This is a genomic window from Brachybacterium sp. GCM10030252 (assembly GCF_042666535.1).
GTDB lineage: Bacteria > Actinomycetota > Actinomycetes > Actinomycetales > Dermabacteraceae > Brachybacterium.
Genome location: NZ_JBHTDM010000007.1, coordinates 162,057 through 178,236, shown reverse-complemented (window position 1 = coordinate 178,236; position 16,180 = coordinate 162,057). Strand labels below are relative to the sequence as shown.

The window sequence follows — 16,180 nt, the reverse complement described above, 5'->3', positions numbered from 1 at the left end:
TCAGCTGCGCCGATCGGGGTCGGAGCGGTCGGTGATCAGCAGTTCGAGCGCCTCCGTGGTGGCAGGCGGTTCGACCGCCTTCATCTCCTGCGTCATCAGGCGCGGGCCGATCGCGTCCCCGTCGGCGGCGACCAGCAGACTGGGCAGGAACTGCTTGGCCTCCTGGGAGGTCAGCCCCGTGGCCTGGAGCAGGTCGATGGCCAGGGAGCGCAGCTGGATCGCGAGGGTGACTCCCTCGAAGTGGCCGGCACGGCCCGGCCGCACGCCCTCGTCGTTGCGCAGCAGCATCTCGGGGGTCAGGTAGGAGGCGAACAGGCGCAGCTTGCGCCGGGCCTCGGTGAAGTCGACCTCGTCGTGCCGTACGGCCGTCCCCAGCTCCGTCACGGCGTCGCGCGCGGCCAGCAGCGCGTCGGCCAGGGTCGAATGCGCATCCCCGCGCACGGCGTCGAGGAACTCCACCTCGTGCCGGGCGATCACCCGCATGTTGCGCATCGCGCGGTCAGAGCCCACCAGCAGGTGCTGCAGGCGGCCGACGTCGCCGGCGTGACGCAGCCCCGCGGGGGAGAAGGTGGCCATCTCGTTGGCGGCGTCATTGGCCAGCTGCCACTCATCGGTGTACTTCTGGGAGTTGTTGCGAATGCTCACCAGTGCTGCCTGGGCGACGCCGCGATCACCGCTGCGTGCGGCCAGGGCGAGAGAGACCAGCGTGTCCTCCAGCTCCTGGAAGAACGAGCATGCAGCCCGGCGCTGGGGGCGCCGAGGATCCCCCGAGAACAGCAGATGGATCACGATCGCGACGACCACGCCCGTCAGCGCATCCAGCACGCGCCCGCCCGGGGTCATGTTCGGGGTGAGCGGCATGATGGTCACCAGCAGGGACTGGATCGCGGTCTGGATCCCGAAGAGGTTGCTGGAGTCGATGAAGCGCGCGAGCATCCCGGCGACGAACACGACGACCAGGATCTGCCAGGTGCCGGAGCCGATCAGGGAGCGGGCGATCTCGCCGATGACCACGCCGAGCATCACTCCGGCGGCCATCTCGAAGATCTTGCGGACCTTCTTCTCGATGCCGAATCCGATGATGACGAACGCGGCGATCGAGGCGAAGAACGGGTACTGGTGATCCCAGATCAGGCCGCTGAGCAGGTAGGCGAGGGCGGCCGCCACCGCCGCGCGGGTGACGGTCACGGCGTCGGAGCGGCCGCGGGAGGCGCCCTGGGCCAGCCAGCCGGCGACGGCCCCGCGGACGCGATCGAGCAGGGGAGCCCGCTGCGGAGTCCCCCCGGGCGGAGGAGAGGCCTGGCTCATGGGCGCACCGGGTCCTCGAGGCGCATCTCCAGCAGCTCCTCGAGCCGGAACGTGTCGCCGTCGCGGGCTCCGCGGCCCACCACCAGCGGTGCCGGCGACGGGGCAGGGGTCGCGCCGCGCAGCCGGGACCGCAGGCCGCCGTCGACCCGCATCACGTAGTAACGGCCCTCGGCGTCGACCGCGAGGGACCGGTCGCGCTTGAGGTACCAGCCCCGGAGTGAGGTGCGGATCGTCCCGCCGCCGGTGTACGGCCGGGCGCGCAGCGGGATCGGATCGATCCCGGCCTCCCGGAATCGTGCGACCGCGTCACGGATGGTGGCGGTGGCCCTGAGGTGCTCGTCCTCGCGGGCGGCGTGCAGCGCCTGCTCCTTGGCCTCGAGCACCTGTCGTCGCTGCCGGCTCCAGTCCTGCTGCTCGCCCTGTGCACTCATGGTTCCCATTGTTCCAGGCCCGTCCGGGCGCCGCAGGTCGAGCACGGTAGGAGAGCGGTGCGAATGCTGTGCAGGCTGCGTGGACGTTCGGGCGGGCCGAACGGTACGGGTGCCGGGACGGGACGACCGGCTCGGGCGCCGGCACCGGCCAGGGGCGCACCCACGGCCGGCACCTGCCGTGCTGTGCGCGCCTCAGAGCTTGGCGGTCGCCGGGCGGTCGCCGTGGTCGCGGGGCACCACGACCGGTTCCTGCGACGCATCGATCCACACCGAGCTCGTCTCCCCGTCGGCGGCGGAGACAGGGACCTCCACGGCCAGAGCGGCGTCGAGCGGGACCGCTCGACGGACCACGGCCAGCGCGATCGGCCCGAGATCGGCGTGCAGGGCCGCGGAGGTGACGGCGCCGATGACCTTCCCGTCGGACCCGCCGAGACGCACCTCGCCGCCGGGGGCGGCGGGCACGTCCTGCGAGCCGTCCAGGTGGAGCATGACCAGGCGGCGCGGGGGCTGGCCGAGGTTGAGGACCTTCGCGACGGTCTCCTGGCCGCGGTAGCAGCCCTTGGTGGTGTGCACGGTGGTGCGCAGCAGATCGAGCTCGTGGGGGATGCTGCGCTCGTCCACCTCCCGGGCCGCCCGGGCGCGGTGGTCGGCGATCCGCAGCGCTTCCCATGAGGACATCCCGGCGAGGTGGTCGGAGCGCCAGGGCACCTGAGCGAGAGCGTCGGCATCGGCGACGGTGAGCACGGCGCCCACCGGGTCGTCGGGATCCGGCCCGTAGGCCACCCCGCCGGGGGCGACCTGCGGCCAGGGCTCGGACCAGACGGCGGCGGGAGCGGGCAGGTCGAGCTCGGGCAGGACGTCGGCGGCCGGCGCGGTGCCGCCGAGAACGCGCAGGTCATCACGATCGGTCAGCTCGACGCGCGCCGCGAAGCGCATCATCTCCAGGTAGCGGCGAAGGCCTGCACGGGCTCCGGCATCGAGCACCAGCAGCAGGGTCTCCTCCGCGGTGACCACGGCGGAGGCGAGGTGCTCGACCCGGCCCTGCGGCGAGAGCACGGCGAGGCTGGCCGAGGAGCCGACGGGGATGCCCTCGAGGACCTGGGTGGTCACGGTGGTCATCCAGCTGCGGGCGTCGGGGCCGGTGACCTCGAGCACCTCGAAGTGGCCGAGGTCGACGACGGCGCGGCCATCCAGCAGCCGGCGCTGTTCGCGCAGCGGTGCGCCGTAGTGGGCGGGCACCGCCGCATCCGGGCCGTCGCCGAGGACGGCTCCTGTGCTCAGCAGCGGGCGGATGTGACGGTCGGTCTCAGGCACGGTGGAGCTCCACGGAGATGTAGGGGGTCATGTCGGTCTCGCCGGTCTCGCTCGCGGCGCCGGGGACCCGCTGCTCCCACAGCCACATCAGGTTGCCGCCGACGTACCCGAACATGCGGGTCGCCGTGACCTCGGGGCTGCCATCCGCCGCGGGCTCGCCCAGGGCGAGCTGGATGCGGGGTCCGCGGACCTCACCGGCCCATTCCGGGCCGGCCGGGTCGTCACGGGGCGAGTCCTCACCGGCCGCGTGCTCTCCGGCCCGGTCCCGGCGCTCGAAACGCGCCCGCAGCCCGTAGGACAGGAAGCTGGCGGGATCGCCCGGCTTGGCCGCGCGGGCCGCGGCGACATCCTGGCCGGGCAGCACGTCGCCGACGGTCCAGATGCCGTCCTCACGCATCAGCAGGGTGCGCTCGCCCGTGCCCGCGGCAGGGGGCGCGTCCGCCCGGGCGAAGGCGCTGGTGGGAGGGAGCGGGGCGGGCGCGTCGATCTCGTGGATCGTCGAGCGCCAGCCCATGGTGCCGTCCTCGCGGGCGGTGCACACCAGGTGCTGCTGGACGCGGCGTTCGCCGGCGTCGGGATCCCCGGGGCGATGGAGGGCTCCGGAGCCCTGCCAGCTGCCGATCAGCCAGGCGAGCGGGTACAGCGGCTCCGGGAGGGAGGGGTCGAGTGTGATGGGCATGGGAGCCGATCAGCCGCTCAGCGGTCGAACAGGCGCAGCAGCACCAGGACGGCGAATGCCAGGGTGCCGAGACCCACCAGGACCACGAGCGAGATGAAGATCAGGGAGAGCGCGGACATGCCGCAGAGTCTATCGTCCACGAGCTGCGGCGAGCAGTGCGCGACGGAGCGGTCCGGGGAGCGGCCGGGAGGGCTCAGGGCAGCAGCATCACCGCGAGGTGGGCGACCACACCGATGGTGGCCACGGGCACCACCGCCACCGCGAGCGAGGGGACCGGCTCCCGCGCCACCAGGGAGGACCCTGCCAGCAGATGCGCACAGCTGCCCCCGATCGCGACCACGAGGCCGAGTCCGATCGCCAGGGGCAGCGACACCGCCAGGAGCGCTGAGGCCAGCGCCGCCGTCACCCCGGCGCCCGCGCCCGCGGAGAGCACGAAACGCAGGCCGGCCGGCAGCGCCGTGGCGTTGATCAGGAGAGTCGCGGCGAGACCCGCCGCGATGGCCGAGACCAGAGCGGCCCGGCCCTCGGCAGCGGCCTGGGCCTGCGCCAGCACCCAGCACGCCGCGACCCCGGCCGCGAACACCCCTGCCACCGTGCCGGTGAGAGAGGCCGTCAGGTCCCGCCGGTCCCGGCGCAGCATCTGGTGGACGAAGGAGGCGAACACCCCGACGGCGCACGCCATCACGATCCCGGTCATCGGGGCGATGCGGTCCGACGGGGCGGAGACGATCACGGCGCCGGCGATACCGGTGCCCGCCATCACCACCGCCGTCCCGACCGCGGAACGGAGCTCGAGCAGGCCCGGCCAGGCGATACCCAGCAGCACGGTGAGCAGGGCCACGAACGTCGCCATCACCACCGGCGACAGCGGGCCGGTCAGAGAGATCAGAGTCAGCAGCAGCGCCAGTGCGGCACCGAGCGGGGCGCGCTCGGGAGCGGTCATGAGGCCTCCCTCGCACTCGGTTCCGGTCACTTCGCCGTCGCCGACGAGCGTGGTCAGGCGGGCGCTACAGTGTCAGTCTACGAGCGCCCGCAGGCGGCGGCATCCACAGCGAACCGTCCGAGCCCCGGAAGGACCCCATGATCACGACGGCTGCCCTGTCGCAGACCCAGCGCGACGCGGCCCGTGAGCTGCTCGATGCAGTCACCGCGCACGACGGAGTCTCCCCGCTGGACGAGGCGGCGCGGCTCGCCCTGACGGGAGATTCCGCACAGCACCTGCTCCTGCCCGCCGGACCCGAGCACAGCATGGACCCCGGAGCCGATCCGGCCGCGGCGGAGACGCTGCTCGGCTACGCGAGCGTGCTGCCCGACGGCACCGTCCAGGGCATGGTCCATCCCGGCCATCGCCGGCGCGGGCACGGCACGGCGCTGCTGCGAGCCGCCCTCGAGCTGCGTCCCGACGCGGGCGTCTGGGCCCACGGCGCCCTCGACGGGTCGCTCGCCTTCCTCACCGCTGCGGGCATGCACGAGACCCGCCGACTGCTCACGCTGCATCGAGAGCTCGCCGCCGGGGATCCGGTGCGGGACGTCGCCGTCCCGACGCTCGAGGACTTCCGGCTGGACTCCTTCGACCTCGAGCGCGATGCGGACCGCTGGGTCGAGGTCAATGCGCTGGCGTTCGCCGACCACCCCGAGCAGGGCTCGCTGAGACGGGCCGATCTGGACCGGCGGCTGGCCGAGCCCTGGTTCGACGCCGGCGACCTGCTGGTCGCCCTCCAGCACGAGGAGCTGGTCGGATTCGTGTGGATCAAGCGGGACGCGGCGGAGGGCCCCGAGGCCGACGCCGAGATCTACGTCGTCGCCACCGCGCCGTCCGTCCAGGGCCACGGTGTGGCGGGGTACCTGCTGGCGGCGGCGCTGCGGCGGCTGCAGGCCGCGGGCGTGCCCGGCGTCGAGCTCTACGTCGAGGCAGACAACACCTCGGCACTGCGCCTGTACGAGGCATGGGGCTTCACCGTCTCGGGCCGGGACGTGCAGATGCGCGCGGCGGCGAAGGCCTGACCCGTGCGCGTCGCCCCCGGCAAGCCGCCGCCCGTGCTCGCTGCCGGTGCCCTCGCCTGGCGGGAGGGCACTGAGGGTATCGAGGTGATGCTCGTCCACCGCCCGCGCTACGACGACTGGTCCGTGCCCAAGGGGAAGCTCGACAAGGGCGAGACCTTTCCGGCGGCCGCCGTGCGCGAGGTGGCCGAGGAGACGGGGTACCGCGTGCGTCTGCACCGGCCGCTGCCCGCATCGGTGTACCTGCTGCCCGACGGCCGCACCAAGATCGTGCAGTACTGGACGGGGACGGTGCGGGCGAAGACCGCGCCCGGACCGCTGGACCCCGGTGAGATCGACGAAGTGCGGTGGGTAGGGCTCGACGAGGCGGAGTCCCTGGTCACCCGCCAGGGCGACCAGGTCTCCCTGGTGGCGCTGCGTCGCTATCTCGATGCCGAGGAGCTGGTCACCGTGCCGATCATCGTCCAGCGCCACGGGGCCGCCGTGTCCCGGGCGAAGTGGCGCAAGGGCGAGAAGTCCCGGCCGCTGAACTCCAAGGGACGCAAGCAGGCGCAGGCCCTGCCGCCGCTGATCGACGCATTCGACCCCGACCGCGTGCTGAGCAGCCCGTGGCAGCGATGTCTGCGCACGGTCGAGCCGGTGGCCCGCATCGAGGGGCTGACGATCCGTACCAAGGATGAGCTGACCGAGGTCGGCCACGAGGCTCATCCCTCTCGGACCGCCGCGGTGATGGCCAGGGTGCTGCACGAGGCGCGCGGCACGGTGGTGTGCACGCACCGGCCCGTCCTGCCGACGGTGATCCAGAGCGTGCGGGACGTCGCCCGGCCCGGCGCCGCTCTCGAGCTGCCGCGCGAGAATCCGTTCCTGGCTGCCGGCGAGGCCCTGATGCTGCATACGACACCGCAGGGTTCCGTGGTCGCGATCGAGCGGCATCTTCCCAACATCGGCTGAGCCCGGGCGCGGGCGGACGCCACCCGGAGGTCCTCGCGGCGACGCTGCGAGGACGAGGAGAAGGAGAAGGGCATGAGCATGGATCAGGGACCGGGGCACTCCGGGTATTCCTGGGGCTCGCCATCCGCGGGTGACCCGTATGCGAGCTCGCCATCAGCGGGCGACCCCTATGCGGGCACGCCGTATGCGGGCTCGCCGTCAGCGGGCGACCCGTATGCCACGGACCCGCCGGCCGGCGAGGGGTTCGGATCGTCGGTCCTGGCTCAGGGCTCCGGAGCGCCGGCAGGGCACGCCTCGTACTCCGCCGGAGTTCCCGTGCCCGGGCCGCCCGGTCCGTACGTGCAGCTGCCCCCGAGCTCGAGCCACGCCATCACGGGCTTCATCCTGGGACTGGCGGGTCTGGTCATGTGTGCAGGTCTCACCGCCCCGGTGGGCATCGTCTTCTCGGCCCTGGGCATGCGCGCCACGTCACCGGAGGCGGACCCGCCGCGCAGCGGCCGGGGCCTTGCGATCGCCGGGCTCGTGACCTCCCTGATCGGCATGATCCCGTTCCTGCTCATGGTCCTCTACATCGGGGCCATCATCGTCTTCGCCATCGTGGAGGCAACGTGAGCGTCGTCGCAGCGAAAGCGCTCACGAGCCTCGCGCGCAGCCCCGTGATAACTTCGTAACCAGAACTGTGACCCGATCGTATCTACGAACTGACCTGCGCGTTCATGCATCCCGGAGGGTTGTTCACCCGCTGTTCACACGAGAGCGGGTGCCGTGTCATCTGCGCTCCCTAGCGTCACCGGCGAAAGACGTCTCCGCAGTAATCACCCCGGGCCCTCGGCCCCGAAAGGACTCGAAGTGAACGTTCGCAAGAACAAGCTCGTCTCACTCGCCGCGCTCGGCCTGGCCGGCGGGCTCGCGCTCTCCGCCTGCGGTGGGGGCAGCGGGGAGACCGACGGCGGCAACGGCGGCGGTTCGGCGTCCGACGGCGGCGGCGCCGGCGACTACGCCAGCCTCACCGGGAACCTCGCCGGCTCGGGTGCCTCCTCGGCCCAGGCCGCCCAGACCGCGTGGACCGAGTCCTTCATGGGCATGGTCCAGGCCGAGGGTGGCGACATCCAGGTCACCTACGACGCCACCGGCTCGGGAACCGGTCGCGAGCAGTTCCTCTCCGGCCAGGTGAAGTTCGCCGGCACCGACGCCGCCCTGGACGAGGAGGAGCTCGCCTCCTCCACCGAGGTGTGCAACGGTGAGCAGGCCTTCGACCTCCCGGTCTACATCTCCCCGATCGCCGTGGTGTTCAACCTCGAGGGTGTCGACAACCTCAACCTCACCCCGGAGGCCCTCGCCGGCATCTTCGCGGGCGACATCACCAAGTGGAACGACCCGGCCATCGCCGACGAGAACCCGGATGCCGACCTGCCCGACCAGGACATCGTGCCGGTCCACCGTTCGGACGATTCCGGTACCACCGAGAACTTCACCGACTACCTCTCCCAGACCGCGCCCGACGCGTGGACGCACGGCCCGATCGAGACCTGGCCCATCGAAGGCGGCCAGTCCGGTGACGGCACCTCGGGTCTGATCTCCACCGTCGAGGGCGGCAACGGCACCATCGGGTACGCCGATGCCTCGCAGGCCGGCAACCTCGGCGTGGCCAGCATCCAGGTCGGCGAGGAGTTCGTGGACTACACTCCCGAGGCCGCCGCCAAGGCCGTCGAGGTCTCCCCGCGCGCCGAGGGCCGCGAGGAGAACGACATCGTCATGGAGCTGGACCGCACCACCACCGAGGAGGGCGTCTACCCGATCGTCTTGGTCTCCTATCTGGCGCTGTGCGGTTCCTACGGGGATCAGGCGACGGCCGACGCCGTCAAGGCCTACGCTTCCTACATCGTCTCCGAGGACGGCCAGCAGACGGCTGCCGAGAACGCCGGCTCCGCTCCGCTGACCCCCGCCCTCTCCGAGGACGCGCAGGCTTCCATCGACGGCATCACCGCGGGCTGAGAATCCTGCCAGATGCACACTGCCGTGCCGCCGGGTCCTTCGTGACCCGGCGGCATCGGCGCGTCACCGCCCCTGTCCCTGTCCCGTGAGCTCTGAGGAAGGCACCTGTTGAGCACCACCGACGTCGAGCCAGACACGCCGGAGGCCCCTTCGGCCTCCCTCAAGAGCAGCAATCGCCGCTTCGGGGACTCCCTCTTCTCCTATCTGAGCATCGGCTCGGGCATCCTCATCTTCCTGACCCTCGCCGCGGTGGCCATCTTCCTCGGCAGCGAATCGGTGCCGGCCATCCGCGTCAGCACCGAGGTCGTCGGCGAGGCCGAGGGGGAGTTCTCGCTGGTCTCCTACACGCTGCCGTATATCTTCGGCACCGTGCTGGCCGCGGCCATGGCACTGGCCATGGCGATCCCCGTCGCCATGGGCATCGCGCTGTTCATCTCGCACTACGCGCCGCGCAAGATGGCCTCCGGTCTCGGCTACATGATCGATCTGCTGGCCGCCGTGCCCTCCGTGGTCTACGGACTCTGGGGCGGTATCTGGCTGGTCCCCAAGCTCGAGCCGCTGTACAAGCTCCTCAACAGCACGCTGGGCAGCTGGCCCGTCTGGCCCGAGTTCATCCCCTGGGTCGGAGGGGACCCGGTGATCGCTCTGTTCGCCGGGGATCCGACGGCCCCCATGAACAACCTCGCCTCCGCCTCAGTGGTGCTGGCCGTGATGGTGCTGCCGATCATCACCGCGGTCGCCCGCGAGGTGTTCCTGCAGACGCCGCGCCTCCAGGAGGAGGCGGCTCTGGCGCTCGGGGCGACCCGCTGGGAGACCGTGCGCACCGTGGTGCTGCCCTTCGGCCGCAGCGGCGTGGTCGCCGCCTCCATGCTCGGCCTCGGCCGCGCGCTGGGAGAGACCATGGCCGTGCTGATGATCCTGGCGCCCGGGGCCACTTTCTCCTTCCACATCCTCGAGGTGGGCAGGCACCAGACCATCGCCGCGAACATCGCCTCCCGGCAGGCCGAGGCGTCCGGCGTCGACATGTCCCTGCTGATCTTCGTGGGCCTGGTGCTGTTCGTGCTGACGTTCATCATCAACGCCCTCGCCCGCTGGATCGTTGCGCGCAGCGGCGTGCAGAGCTGAGGTCCTCATGAGTTCCACAACCACCACCGAGAACACCTCCGTCCGACGTCGCCACGACGAGCGTCGGCTGCCCTGGTACCACCTGCTCCTGACCGGTCTGGCCGGCCTGCTGGTGGCCATCGCCGTCCTGGCGATCTTCGACGGTCTCTCCCTCGCCTCGGCGATCGTGCTGGGCTTCCTGCTCCATCTCGTGTTCGGCTACACCTACTCCCGTATCCGGGAAGGCCGCCGCTGGGCGATGGACCGGCTGATGATGCTGACCGTGATCGGCGCCTTCGCGGTCTCGATGTTCCCCCTGCTCTCGCTGCTGTGGGAGGTGGTCGGCCGCGGCCTGGTCCGTGCGGTCGAAGCCGCACCCACTCCCTTCTCCTTCTGGACCGATTCCATGTCCGGCGTGATCGGCGGCCCCGACGCAGGCGGTGTGCTCCATGCGGCGGTCGGCACACTGCTGATCACCCTGTGGGCCTCGATCATCTCCATCCCGATCGGCCTGTTCACGGCCATCTTCCTGGTCGAGTACGCGGACGTGGGCTGGCGCAGGGTCCTGGGGCAGGGGGTGACGTTCCTCGTCGACGTGATGACCGGTATCCCCTCGATCGTCGCCGGTCTGTTCGGCTTGGCGCTGTTCATCGCCTTCATGCCGGACGACAGCGTGCGCATGGGCATCATGGGCGCCGTGGCACTGTCGCTGCTGATGATCCCCACCGTGGTGCGCTCGAGCGAAGAGATGCTGCGGCTGGTCCCGATGGACCTGCGCGAGGCCTCCTACGCCCTGGGCGTGCCGAAGTGGCTGACCATCGTCAAGGTCGTCCTGCGTACGGCCATCGCGGGCCTGACCACCGGCGTCACCCTCGCCATCGCCCGTGTCATCGGCGAGACCGCGCCTCTGCTGCTGACGGTCGGCATGGTGACGGGCGTGAACTGGAACATGTTCGACGGGCGCATGGCGACCCTGCCGACGTTCATCAACCAGCAGTACCGCGCGGGCAGTGCGAACTGCATGAACGATACGGTGAGGAATCCGATCACCGATGAGGTATACAACTGCTCGATCACGACGAACATCGACCGCGCGTGGGCGGCGGCCTTCACCCTCATCCTCATCGTGATGGTGCTCAACATCGTCGCCCGCCTGGTCAGCTACTACTTCTCCCCGAAGCTCAGCCGCTGAGCCGAAGCCCCCGCGAAAGGACCCTGATGGCAGCCCCTCAGCCCATCAACGTCGAGGATCTCGACATCTATTACGGCGACTTCCTGGCCGTGGAAGGCGTGGACGTCCAGATCCGGCCCCGCTCGGTGACGGCCCTGATCGGCCCCTCCGGCTGCGGCAAGTCGACGTTCCTGCGCACCCTGAACCGTATGCACGAGGTCATCCCCGGTGCCTACGCCAAGGGCAAGGTCGAGATCAACGGCGAGGACATCTACGATCCCCGGATCGACCCGGTCAACGTGCGGCGCCGCGTCGGCATGGTGTTCCAGAAGGCGAACCCCTTCCCGACCATGTCGATCCGCGACAACGTGCTGGCGGGCGTGAAGCTCAACAACCGTCGCATGTCGAAGAACGCCGCTGACGAACTGGCCGAGCAGGCACTGCGGGGCGCCAACCTCTGGGAAGAGGTCAAGGACCGTCTGGACCGGCCCGGCATGGGTCTCTCCGGCGGCCAGCAGCAGCGCCTGTGCATCGCCCGCACCATCGCCGTCCGCCCCGAGGTCGTCCTCATGGACGAGCCCTGCTCAGCCCTGGACCCGATCTCGACGCTCGCGATCGAGGACCTGATCCACGAGCTGAAGCAGGAGTACACGATCGTGATCGTGACGCACAACATGCAGCAGGCCTCGCGCGTCTCCGATCGCACCGGCTTCTTCAACATCGCGGGCACCGGCAAGCCCGGCCACCTGATCGAGGTCGACGACACCGAGAAGATGTTCACCAACCCCTCGAACAAGGAGACGGAGGACTACATCTCCGGCCGCTTCGGCTGAGAGCCGTCCTCCACCCACAGTCTGACGTCGGCCCCGGGAGATCGATCCCGGGGCCGATGCGCGTCCACGGGCGGGCCGACGATCCTGGGCGCATGAACACCGCACCGAACCCTCATCCCGCGGCGGCTCCGGCCCGCTACCCGGCACCGGCCCAGCATGCGGGCCCGCCTCATGCCGCCGCCGCTCAGAACGGGGCTCCCGCTCAGGCCGTCCCGATGCGCCCGGCCCCGGTGCTCTCCGCCCGGCGCCTGATCATGACCTACGGTGCCGCCGGGGCCGCGACCCATGCTCTGGACGGAGTGGACCTCGATATCGGTCGCGCCGACTCGCTGGCCGTGATGGGCCCTTCGGGCTGCGGCAAGACCACGCTGCTGCACATCCTGGCGGGGATCCTGCGGCCGACGTCCGGCAGCGTCGAGCACGACGGCACCGATCTCGCCGCCCTCGGTGACCGCAAGCGGACCCGTCTGCGCCGCGACGACTTCGGCTTCGTCTTCCAGGACGGCCAGCTGCTGCCGGAGCTGACCGCGCTGGAGAACGTGATCCTGCCGCGCATGCTGGCGGGCACCTCCCGCCGCGCCGCGACCGCTGAGGCCGCCTCCTGGCTGGACCGCCTCGGGCTGCAGGGCATGCACGACCGTCGTCCCACCCAGCTCTCCGGCGGCCAGGCCCAGCGCGTCGCGATCGCCCGCGCCCTGGCCGGAGGTCCCTCGGTCGTCTTCGCCGACGAGCCCACCGGCGCCCTCGACCAGGCCACCGGCCAGGCGGTGCTGAACATCCTGGTGGAGTCCTGCCGCGATTCCGGCGCCAGCCTGGTGATGGTCACCCACGACTCCTCGGTCGCCGCCGCCTGCCGCCGCACCGTGACCATGCGCGACGGGCGCATCGCCCAGGAGTTCTTCCGCCCGGAGACCGCCGAGCCATCCACTGACCACGGTGCCGGCCAGTACGCAGCCTCGGGCCCCGGTCAGGCGGTGTCCCGATGAGGGCGCTGCTCGCGACCGCCCCGCTCCTGCTGCGCCGGCGCGGCGCCCTCGCGGACATCCTGCCGGTCATCGCGTTCACCGCCTCCACCGCCATCACGGCGACCGTCATCGGGGGCGCAGCGGCCTTCGTCGGCCGTATGCCCTCCGGAGCCGGGCCGGGAACCGGCGGCGAGGCGGAGATCATGGGCGCGCTCGTGATCTGCGCGATGATCGCTTCCGTGCTCCTGGTGCCCAGTGCCATCGGCCTGGGCGGATCCGCCGCCCGGCTCTCCCTCGCCCGGCGCGAGCGCGACCTGGCCACCATGCGCCTGGTCGGCGGGACCAGTGGCCAGGTGGGCTCCGTGGCGGTGCTCGACGTCGCCGCTCAGGCACTGCTCGGCGGCGTTCTCGGCATCGGCGTCCACGTCGCCGTCACCCCGGCGCTGACCCGGCTGGACTTCGGGATCACCCCGTTCACGACGGCGGACCTGCTGATGCCGTGGTGGGCCTACCCGCTGCTGGTGCTCGGCCTCGTCCTGCTCGCCGTCGGTTCGGCCGCCGTGTCCCTGACGGGCGTGGTGCTCAGTCCGCTGGGCGTCGCCCGGGATTCGCGCGTGGTGCGCATGTCCGTGATCCGCGTGATCCTCTGGGCGGCTCTGATCGTGGGCTTCTTCGCCTTCATGCAGATCGGTCCGGCCCTCCTGGGCCAGTCCGGCAGCATCGGGGCCGCGCTGGCGATCATGGTCCTGTTCATCGGAGCGATCGTCGCCGGTGTGAACGTGGTGGGCCCGTTCATCGTCTGGATCGCCGCGCTGGCACTGGCGAGGCTCGCCCCCACACCGTCGCTGCTGGTGGGTGCTCGCCGCCTGGCTGCAGATCCCAGGGCCGGCTGGCGCGCCGTCTCAGGCATCACCTTCGCTCTGGTCATCGCCGGGTTCCTGACCGTGCTCTCGCTGCTGTCGCAGACCGCGAGCCCGGAGGAGCAGATGCTGATGACGGCCATGTTCACCGGCGGTATCCTCACCCTCGGCATCGCCGCGGTGCTCGCAGCCGTGAGCACGGGAGTGACCCAGACCGCTCGGGTCATCGACCAGGCGCCCACGCTGCGCGCCCAGCACATCGCCGGCGCGGAGGTCGGCCAGCTGCACCGGGCCCGGATCGCGGAGATCTCGGTGCCCGTGGCGCTGAGCTCGATCCTCGCCACCGGCACCGCGCTGATGGTCGTCTCGGCCGTCTTCGGCGGCGCCCCGAACAACCCGATGGGCGCGGTCCAGTACGTGCTGTGCGTGCTGGGAGCCTATGCGCTGGTCATCGCCGCCGTGCTCGTCGCCTCGCCGCTGGTCAGGCGCTACGCGCTGCGGGCGGTCTGAGGGCCGGGCCGGCCGTCCCGCCGCGGCGGGGGAGCGGCTACTACGCTGGAGGCCATGAACTCCGACTCCGTCGCCCCCGCCGCCGTCCCTGAGAACGCGCACCTGATCGACGTGCGCGAGCAGTCCGAGTGGGATGCGGGCCATGCCCCGAACGCACAGCACCTGCCCGCCAGCTCCCTGCTGGAGAACCTCGACAAGATCCCGGAGGACGACTCCGAGCTGTACATCGTCTGCCGCAGCGGCGGCCGCAGCGCTCAGGTCACGCAGTGGCTGAACACCAACGGCTTCGAGGCGATCAACGTCGCCGGCGGCATGGACATGTGGTTCGAATCCGGCCTGCCCATGGAGTCCGAGGGCGACAGTGAGCCCTACGTCCTCTGAGCGCCCCGCTCAGGAAGGGTCACCCGCTCAGGTGGGGATGACGCTCTGGAGCAGGGCGTAGCCCACGAAGGCGAAGACGTCGAGCAGGGTGTGTGCGATCACCAGGGGCATGGTGCGCCGTGTGCGCCGGTAGAACTCCCCGAAGACCAGGCCCATCGCGAGGTTCGCGAGCCCCGGGCCGATGCCCTGGTAGGTGTGGTACGCACCGCGCACCAGGGCCGAGACCACGATGGTCCGCCTCGATGACCAGCCCAGTCGCTCGAGGCGATCGAAGAGATAGCCGACCATGATCACCTCTTCGAGCACGGCGTTCTTGACCGCGTGCAGCACCAGCACGGGCACTGTCCACCAGTGGGTGTCCAAGGCGGCGGGGATGACCTCGACGGTCGCCCCGAGGGCTCGGCCCACGTAGTAGATGACCAAACCCGGCAGGCCGATGCCTGCGGTCAGCGCCACGCCCCATGCCAGGTCCCGGCTCCATCGGCCCAGGTCCATGCCCAGCTCCCGCAGCGCCCGGGAGAAGGTCCCGGCGCTCAGGGTCAGCAGCAGCACCACCAGTGCGACCGGCATCAGATCGAAGAGGATCGAGAGCAGCTGGTAGAGCAGATCGACCCATGGGTTCTCCCGCAACGAGGGATTCAGCGCGGTGGACTGATCGGCCAGGGGACCGGCCGCGAGTGCCTGGGCGAGGGCGAGCAGCGAGTACACCGCGCTCTGGCCGAGGGACAGGGCGAGGACGATCAGCACCTCTGCCCGCAGCCAGCGGGTGTTTCCGACCATGGTGTGCACAGGGCACATGCTCCCACCACGGGGCGCGAGAAATGGGGCGCAAGGCGCGGGGCGCGGGACGCGGACACAGCGCACGATCGACGGGAACGCCGCCGTGGCAGACTCGGAATCATGACGACGACTACTGCGAATCCCGACTCCACCAGCGCGTCCCGCCCCACCGTCCTGATCACGGGCGCCTCCCGCGGCATCGGCCGGGCCGTCGCCGAGGAGCTCGCTGCCGACCACCACCTGGTCCTGGGAGGCCGCTCCCTCCGCGACCTCGAGGAGCTCGCCGCGACCTTCCCGTCCGCCGAGCCCTTCGCCGCCGACCTCACCGACTCCGCCGCCGCTGCCCGCGCCGCCGAGGCCCTCGACCTGCCCCACGGCCTGGCGGGTCTCGTCCATTGCGCCGGGATCCTGGTCCGGGGCCGCATCGAGGAGCTCACGGCCGAGGACTGGACCCGCTCCTTCACGGCCAATGTCACCGCGGTCGCCGACCTCACGCGCCTGCTGCTGCCCGCGCTGCGCACCGCCCGGGGAACGGTGGTCGCGATCAACTCCGGATCGGGGTACAACTCCGGCCCGGGCGGCAGCGCGTACGCGGCCTCGAAGTTCGCGCTGCGCGCGGTCACCGACGCCCTGCGCGCCGAGGAGCGCGAGCACGGCGTCCGGGTCAGCTCCGTCCACCCCGGGCGCACCGCTACGGACATGCAGCGTCAGCTGCGCAGCGACGAGGGCGGTGAGTACCGCGAAGAGGACTACATGCGGCCCGAGACCGTCGCGGCCACCGTCGCCCTGGCGCTGCGGCTGCCAGCCGACGCCAACATCGACGAGCTGTCCGTGCGCCCCCGCTGAGGACAGCAGTTGCCGCTCGGTCGATCGCGGAAGGATCGTGCGGTGCCGGTC

Annotated in this window: 17 protein-coding genes; 11 read left to right on the top strand and 6 right to left on the bottom strand. The window is 71.2% G+C overall.

Annotated features, from left to right (window positions below):
* From ACFQRJ_RS07175 to ACFQRJ_RS07155, 5 genes are all read right to left on the bottom strand, one after another.
* Nucleotides 1-1,308 carry an aromatic acid exporter family protein gene (locus ACFQRJ_RS07175; RefSeq protein ID WP_377018298.1) on the bottom strand — a complete coding sequence of 436 codons (1,308 nt, stop codon included), beginning with the start codon at nt 1,306-1,308 and terminating at the stop codon, nt 1-3.
* Nucleotides 1,305-1,739, bottom strand: coding sequence for a hypothetical protein (locus ACFQRJ_RS07170; RefSeq protein ID WP_377018297.1), 435 nt, complete (start codon nt 1,737-1,739; stop codon nt 1,305-1,307). Before ACFQRJ_RS07170 ends, ACFQRJ_RS07175 begins: the two co-directional genes overlap by 4 nt.
* 192 nt (nt 1,740-1,931) lie before the next feature.
* On the bottom strand, nt 1,932-3,053 hold the full coding sequence (locus ACFQRJ_RS07165; protein WP_377018296.1) for a YgfZ/GcvT domain-containing protein: 1,122 nt from the start codon (nt 3,051-3,053) through the stop codon (nt 1,932-1,934).
* Entirely contained in the window at nt 3,046-3,732 is a 687-nt protein-coding gene (locus ACFQRJ_RS07160; protein WP_377018295.1) for a heme-binding beta-barrel domain-containing protein, read from the bottom strand. Before ACFQRJ_RS07160 ends, ACFQRJ_RS07165 begins: the two co-directional genes overlap by 8 nt.
* Before the next feature lie 193 nt (nt 3,733-3,925).
* Nucleotides 3,926-4,675 carry a hypothetical protein gene (locus ACFQRJ_RS07155; protein WP_377018294.1) on the bottom strand — a complete coding sequence of 250 codons (750 nt, stop codon included), beginning with the start codon at nt 4,673-4,675 and terminating at the stop codon, nt 3,926-3,928.
* Between the two features lie 137 nt (nt 4,676-4,812).
* Between ACFQRJ_RS07155 and mshD the strand changes: the two genes are divergently transcribed.
* The 10 genes from mshD (at nt 4,813) to ACFQRJ_RS07105 (ending at nt 14,503) form a co-directional block, all read left to right on the top strand.
* Nucleotides 4,813-5,736, top strand: a complete 924-nt coding sequence (gene mshD, locus ACFQRJ_RS07150; RefSeq protein WP_377018293.1) for a mycothiol synthase — start codon at nt 4,813-4,815, stop codon at nt 5,734-5,736.
* 3 nt (nt 5,737-5,739) lie between these two features.
* The gene (locus ACFQRJ_RS07145; RefSeq protein ID WP_377018292.1) at nt 5,740-6,684 is read left to right on the top strand and encodes an NUDIX domain-containing protein; all 945 of its coding nucleotides are present in this window, start codon (nt 5,740-5,742) and stop codon (nt 6,682-6,684) included.
* A gap of 72 nt (nt 6,685-6,756) precedes the next feature.
* Nucleotides 6,757-7,296 (top strand): DUF4190 domain-containing protein, encoded by a 540-nt coding sequence (locus tag ACFQRJ_RS07140; protein WP_377018291.1) that lies wholly within the window; start codon nt 6,757-6,759, stop codon nt 7,294-7,296.
* 237 nt (nt 7,297-7,533) lie between these two features.
* Nucleotides 7,534-8,679 carry a phosphate ABC transporter substrate-binding protein PstS gene (pstS, locus tag ACFQRJ_RS07135; RefSeq protein WP_377018290.1) on the top strand — a complete coding sequence of 382 codons (1,146 nt, stop codon included), beginning with the start codon at nt 7,534-7,536 and terminating at the stop codon, nt 8,677-8,679.
* A 108-nt stretch (nt 8,680-8,787) separates the two neighbouring features.
* Nucleotides 8,788-9,804, top strand: a complete 1,017-nt coding sequence (gene pstC / locus ACFQRJ_RS07130) for a phosphate ABC transporter permease subunit PstC (protein ID WP_377018289.1) — start codon at nt 8,788-8,790, stop codon at nt 9,802-9,804.
* Nucleotides 9,805-9,811: 7 nt separating this feature from the next.
* On the top strand, nt 9,812-10,975 hold the full coding sequence (pstA, locus tag ACFQRJ_RS07125; RefSeq protein WP_377018288.1) for a phosphate ABC transporter permease PstA: 1,164 nt from the start codon (nt 9,812-9,814) through the stop codon (nt 10,973-10,975).
* 26 nt (nt 10,976-11,001) lie between these two features.
* A complete protein-coding gene (gene pstB, locus ACFQRJ_RS07120; protein ID WP_377018287.1) occupies nt 11,002-11,787 on the top strand; it encodes a phosphate ABC transporter ATP-binding protein PstB in 786 nt (261 codons plus the stop codon).
* Between the two features lie 92 nt (nt 11,788-11,879).
* Nucleotides 11,880-12,773: an ABC transporter ATP-binding protein gene (locus tag ACFQRJ_RS07115; protein WP_377018286.1), complete on the top strand. Its 894-nt coding sequence runs from the start codon at nt 11,880-11,882 to the stop codon at nt 12,771-12,773.
* On the top strand, nt 12,770-14,122 hold the full coding sequence (locus ACFQRJ_RS07110; protein WP_377018285.1) for an FtsX-like permease family protein: 1,353 nt from the start codon (nt 12,770-12,772) through the stop codon (nt 14,120-14,122). Before ACFQRJ_RS07115 ends, ACFQRJ_RS07110 begins: the two co-directional genes overlap by 4 nt.
* Nucleotides 14,123-14,176: 54 nt before the next feature.
* A complete protein-coding gene (locus ACFQRJ_RS07105; protein WP_377018284.1) occupies nt 14,177-14,503 on the top strand; it encodes a rhodanese-like domain-containing protein in 327 nt (108 codons plus the stop codon).
* A gap of 27 nt (nt 14,504-14,530) precedes the next feature.
* Here the strand turns inward: ACFQRJ_RS07105 and ACFQRJ_RS07100 are convergent, their stop codons facing one another.
* Nucleotides 14,531-15,283 (bottom strand): CPBP family intramembrane glutamic endopeptidase, encoded by a 753-nt coding sequence (locus ACFQRJ_RS07100; RefSeq protein ID WP_377018430.1) that lies wholly within the window; start codon nt 15,281-15,283, stop codon nt 14,531-14,533.
* A 120-nt stretch (nt 15,284-15,403) separates the two neighbouring features.
* On the opposite strand from ACFQRJ_RS07100, the gene ACFQRJ_RS07095 reads away from it, so the two are divergent.
* Nucleotides 15,404-16,129 (top strand): SDR family oxidoreductase, encoded by a 726-nt coding sequence (locus ACFQRJ_RS07095; RefSeq protein ID WP_377018283.1) that lies wholly within the window; start codon nt 15,404-15,406, stop codon nt 16,127-16,129.
* The last annotated feature ends 51 nt before the right edge of the window (nt 16,130-16,180 follow it).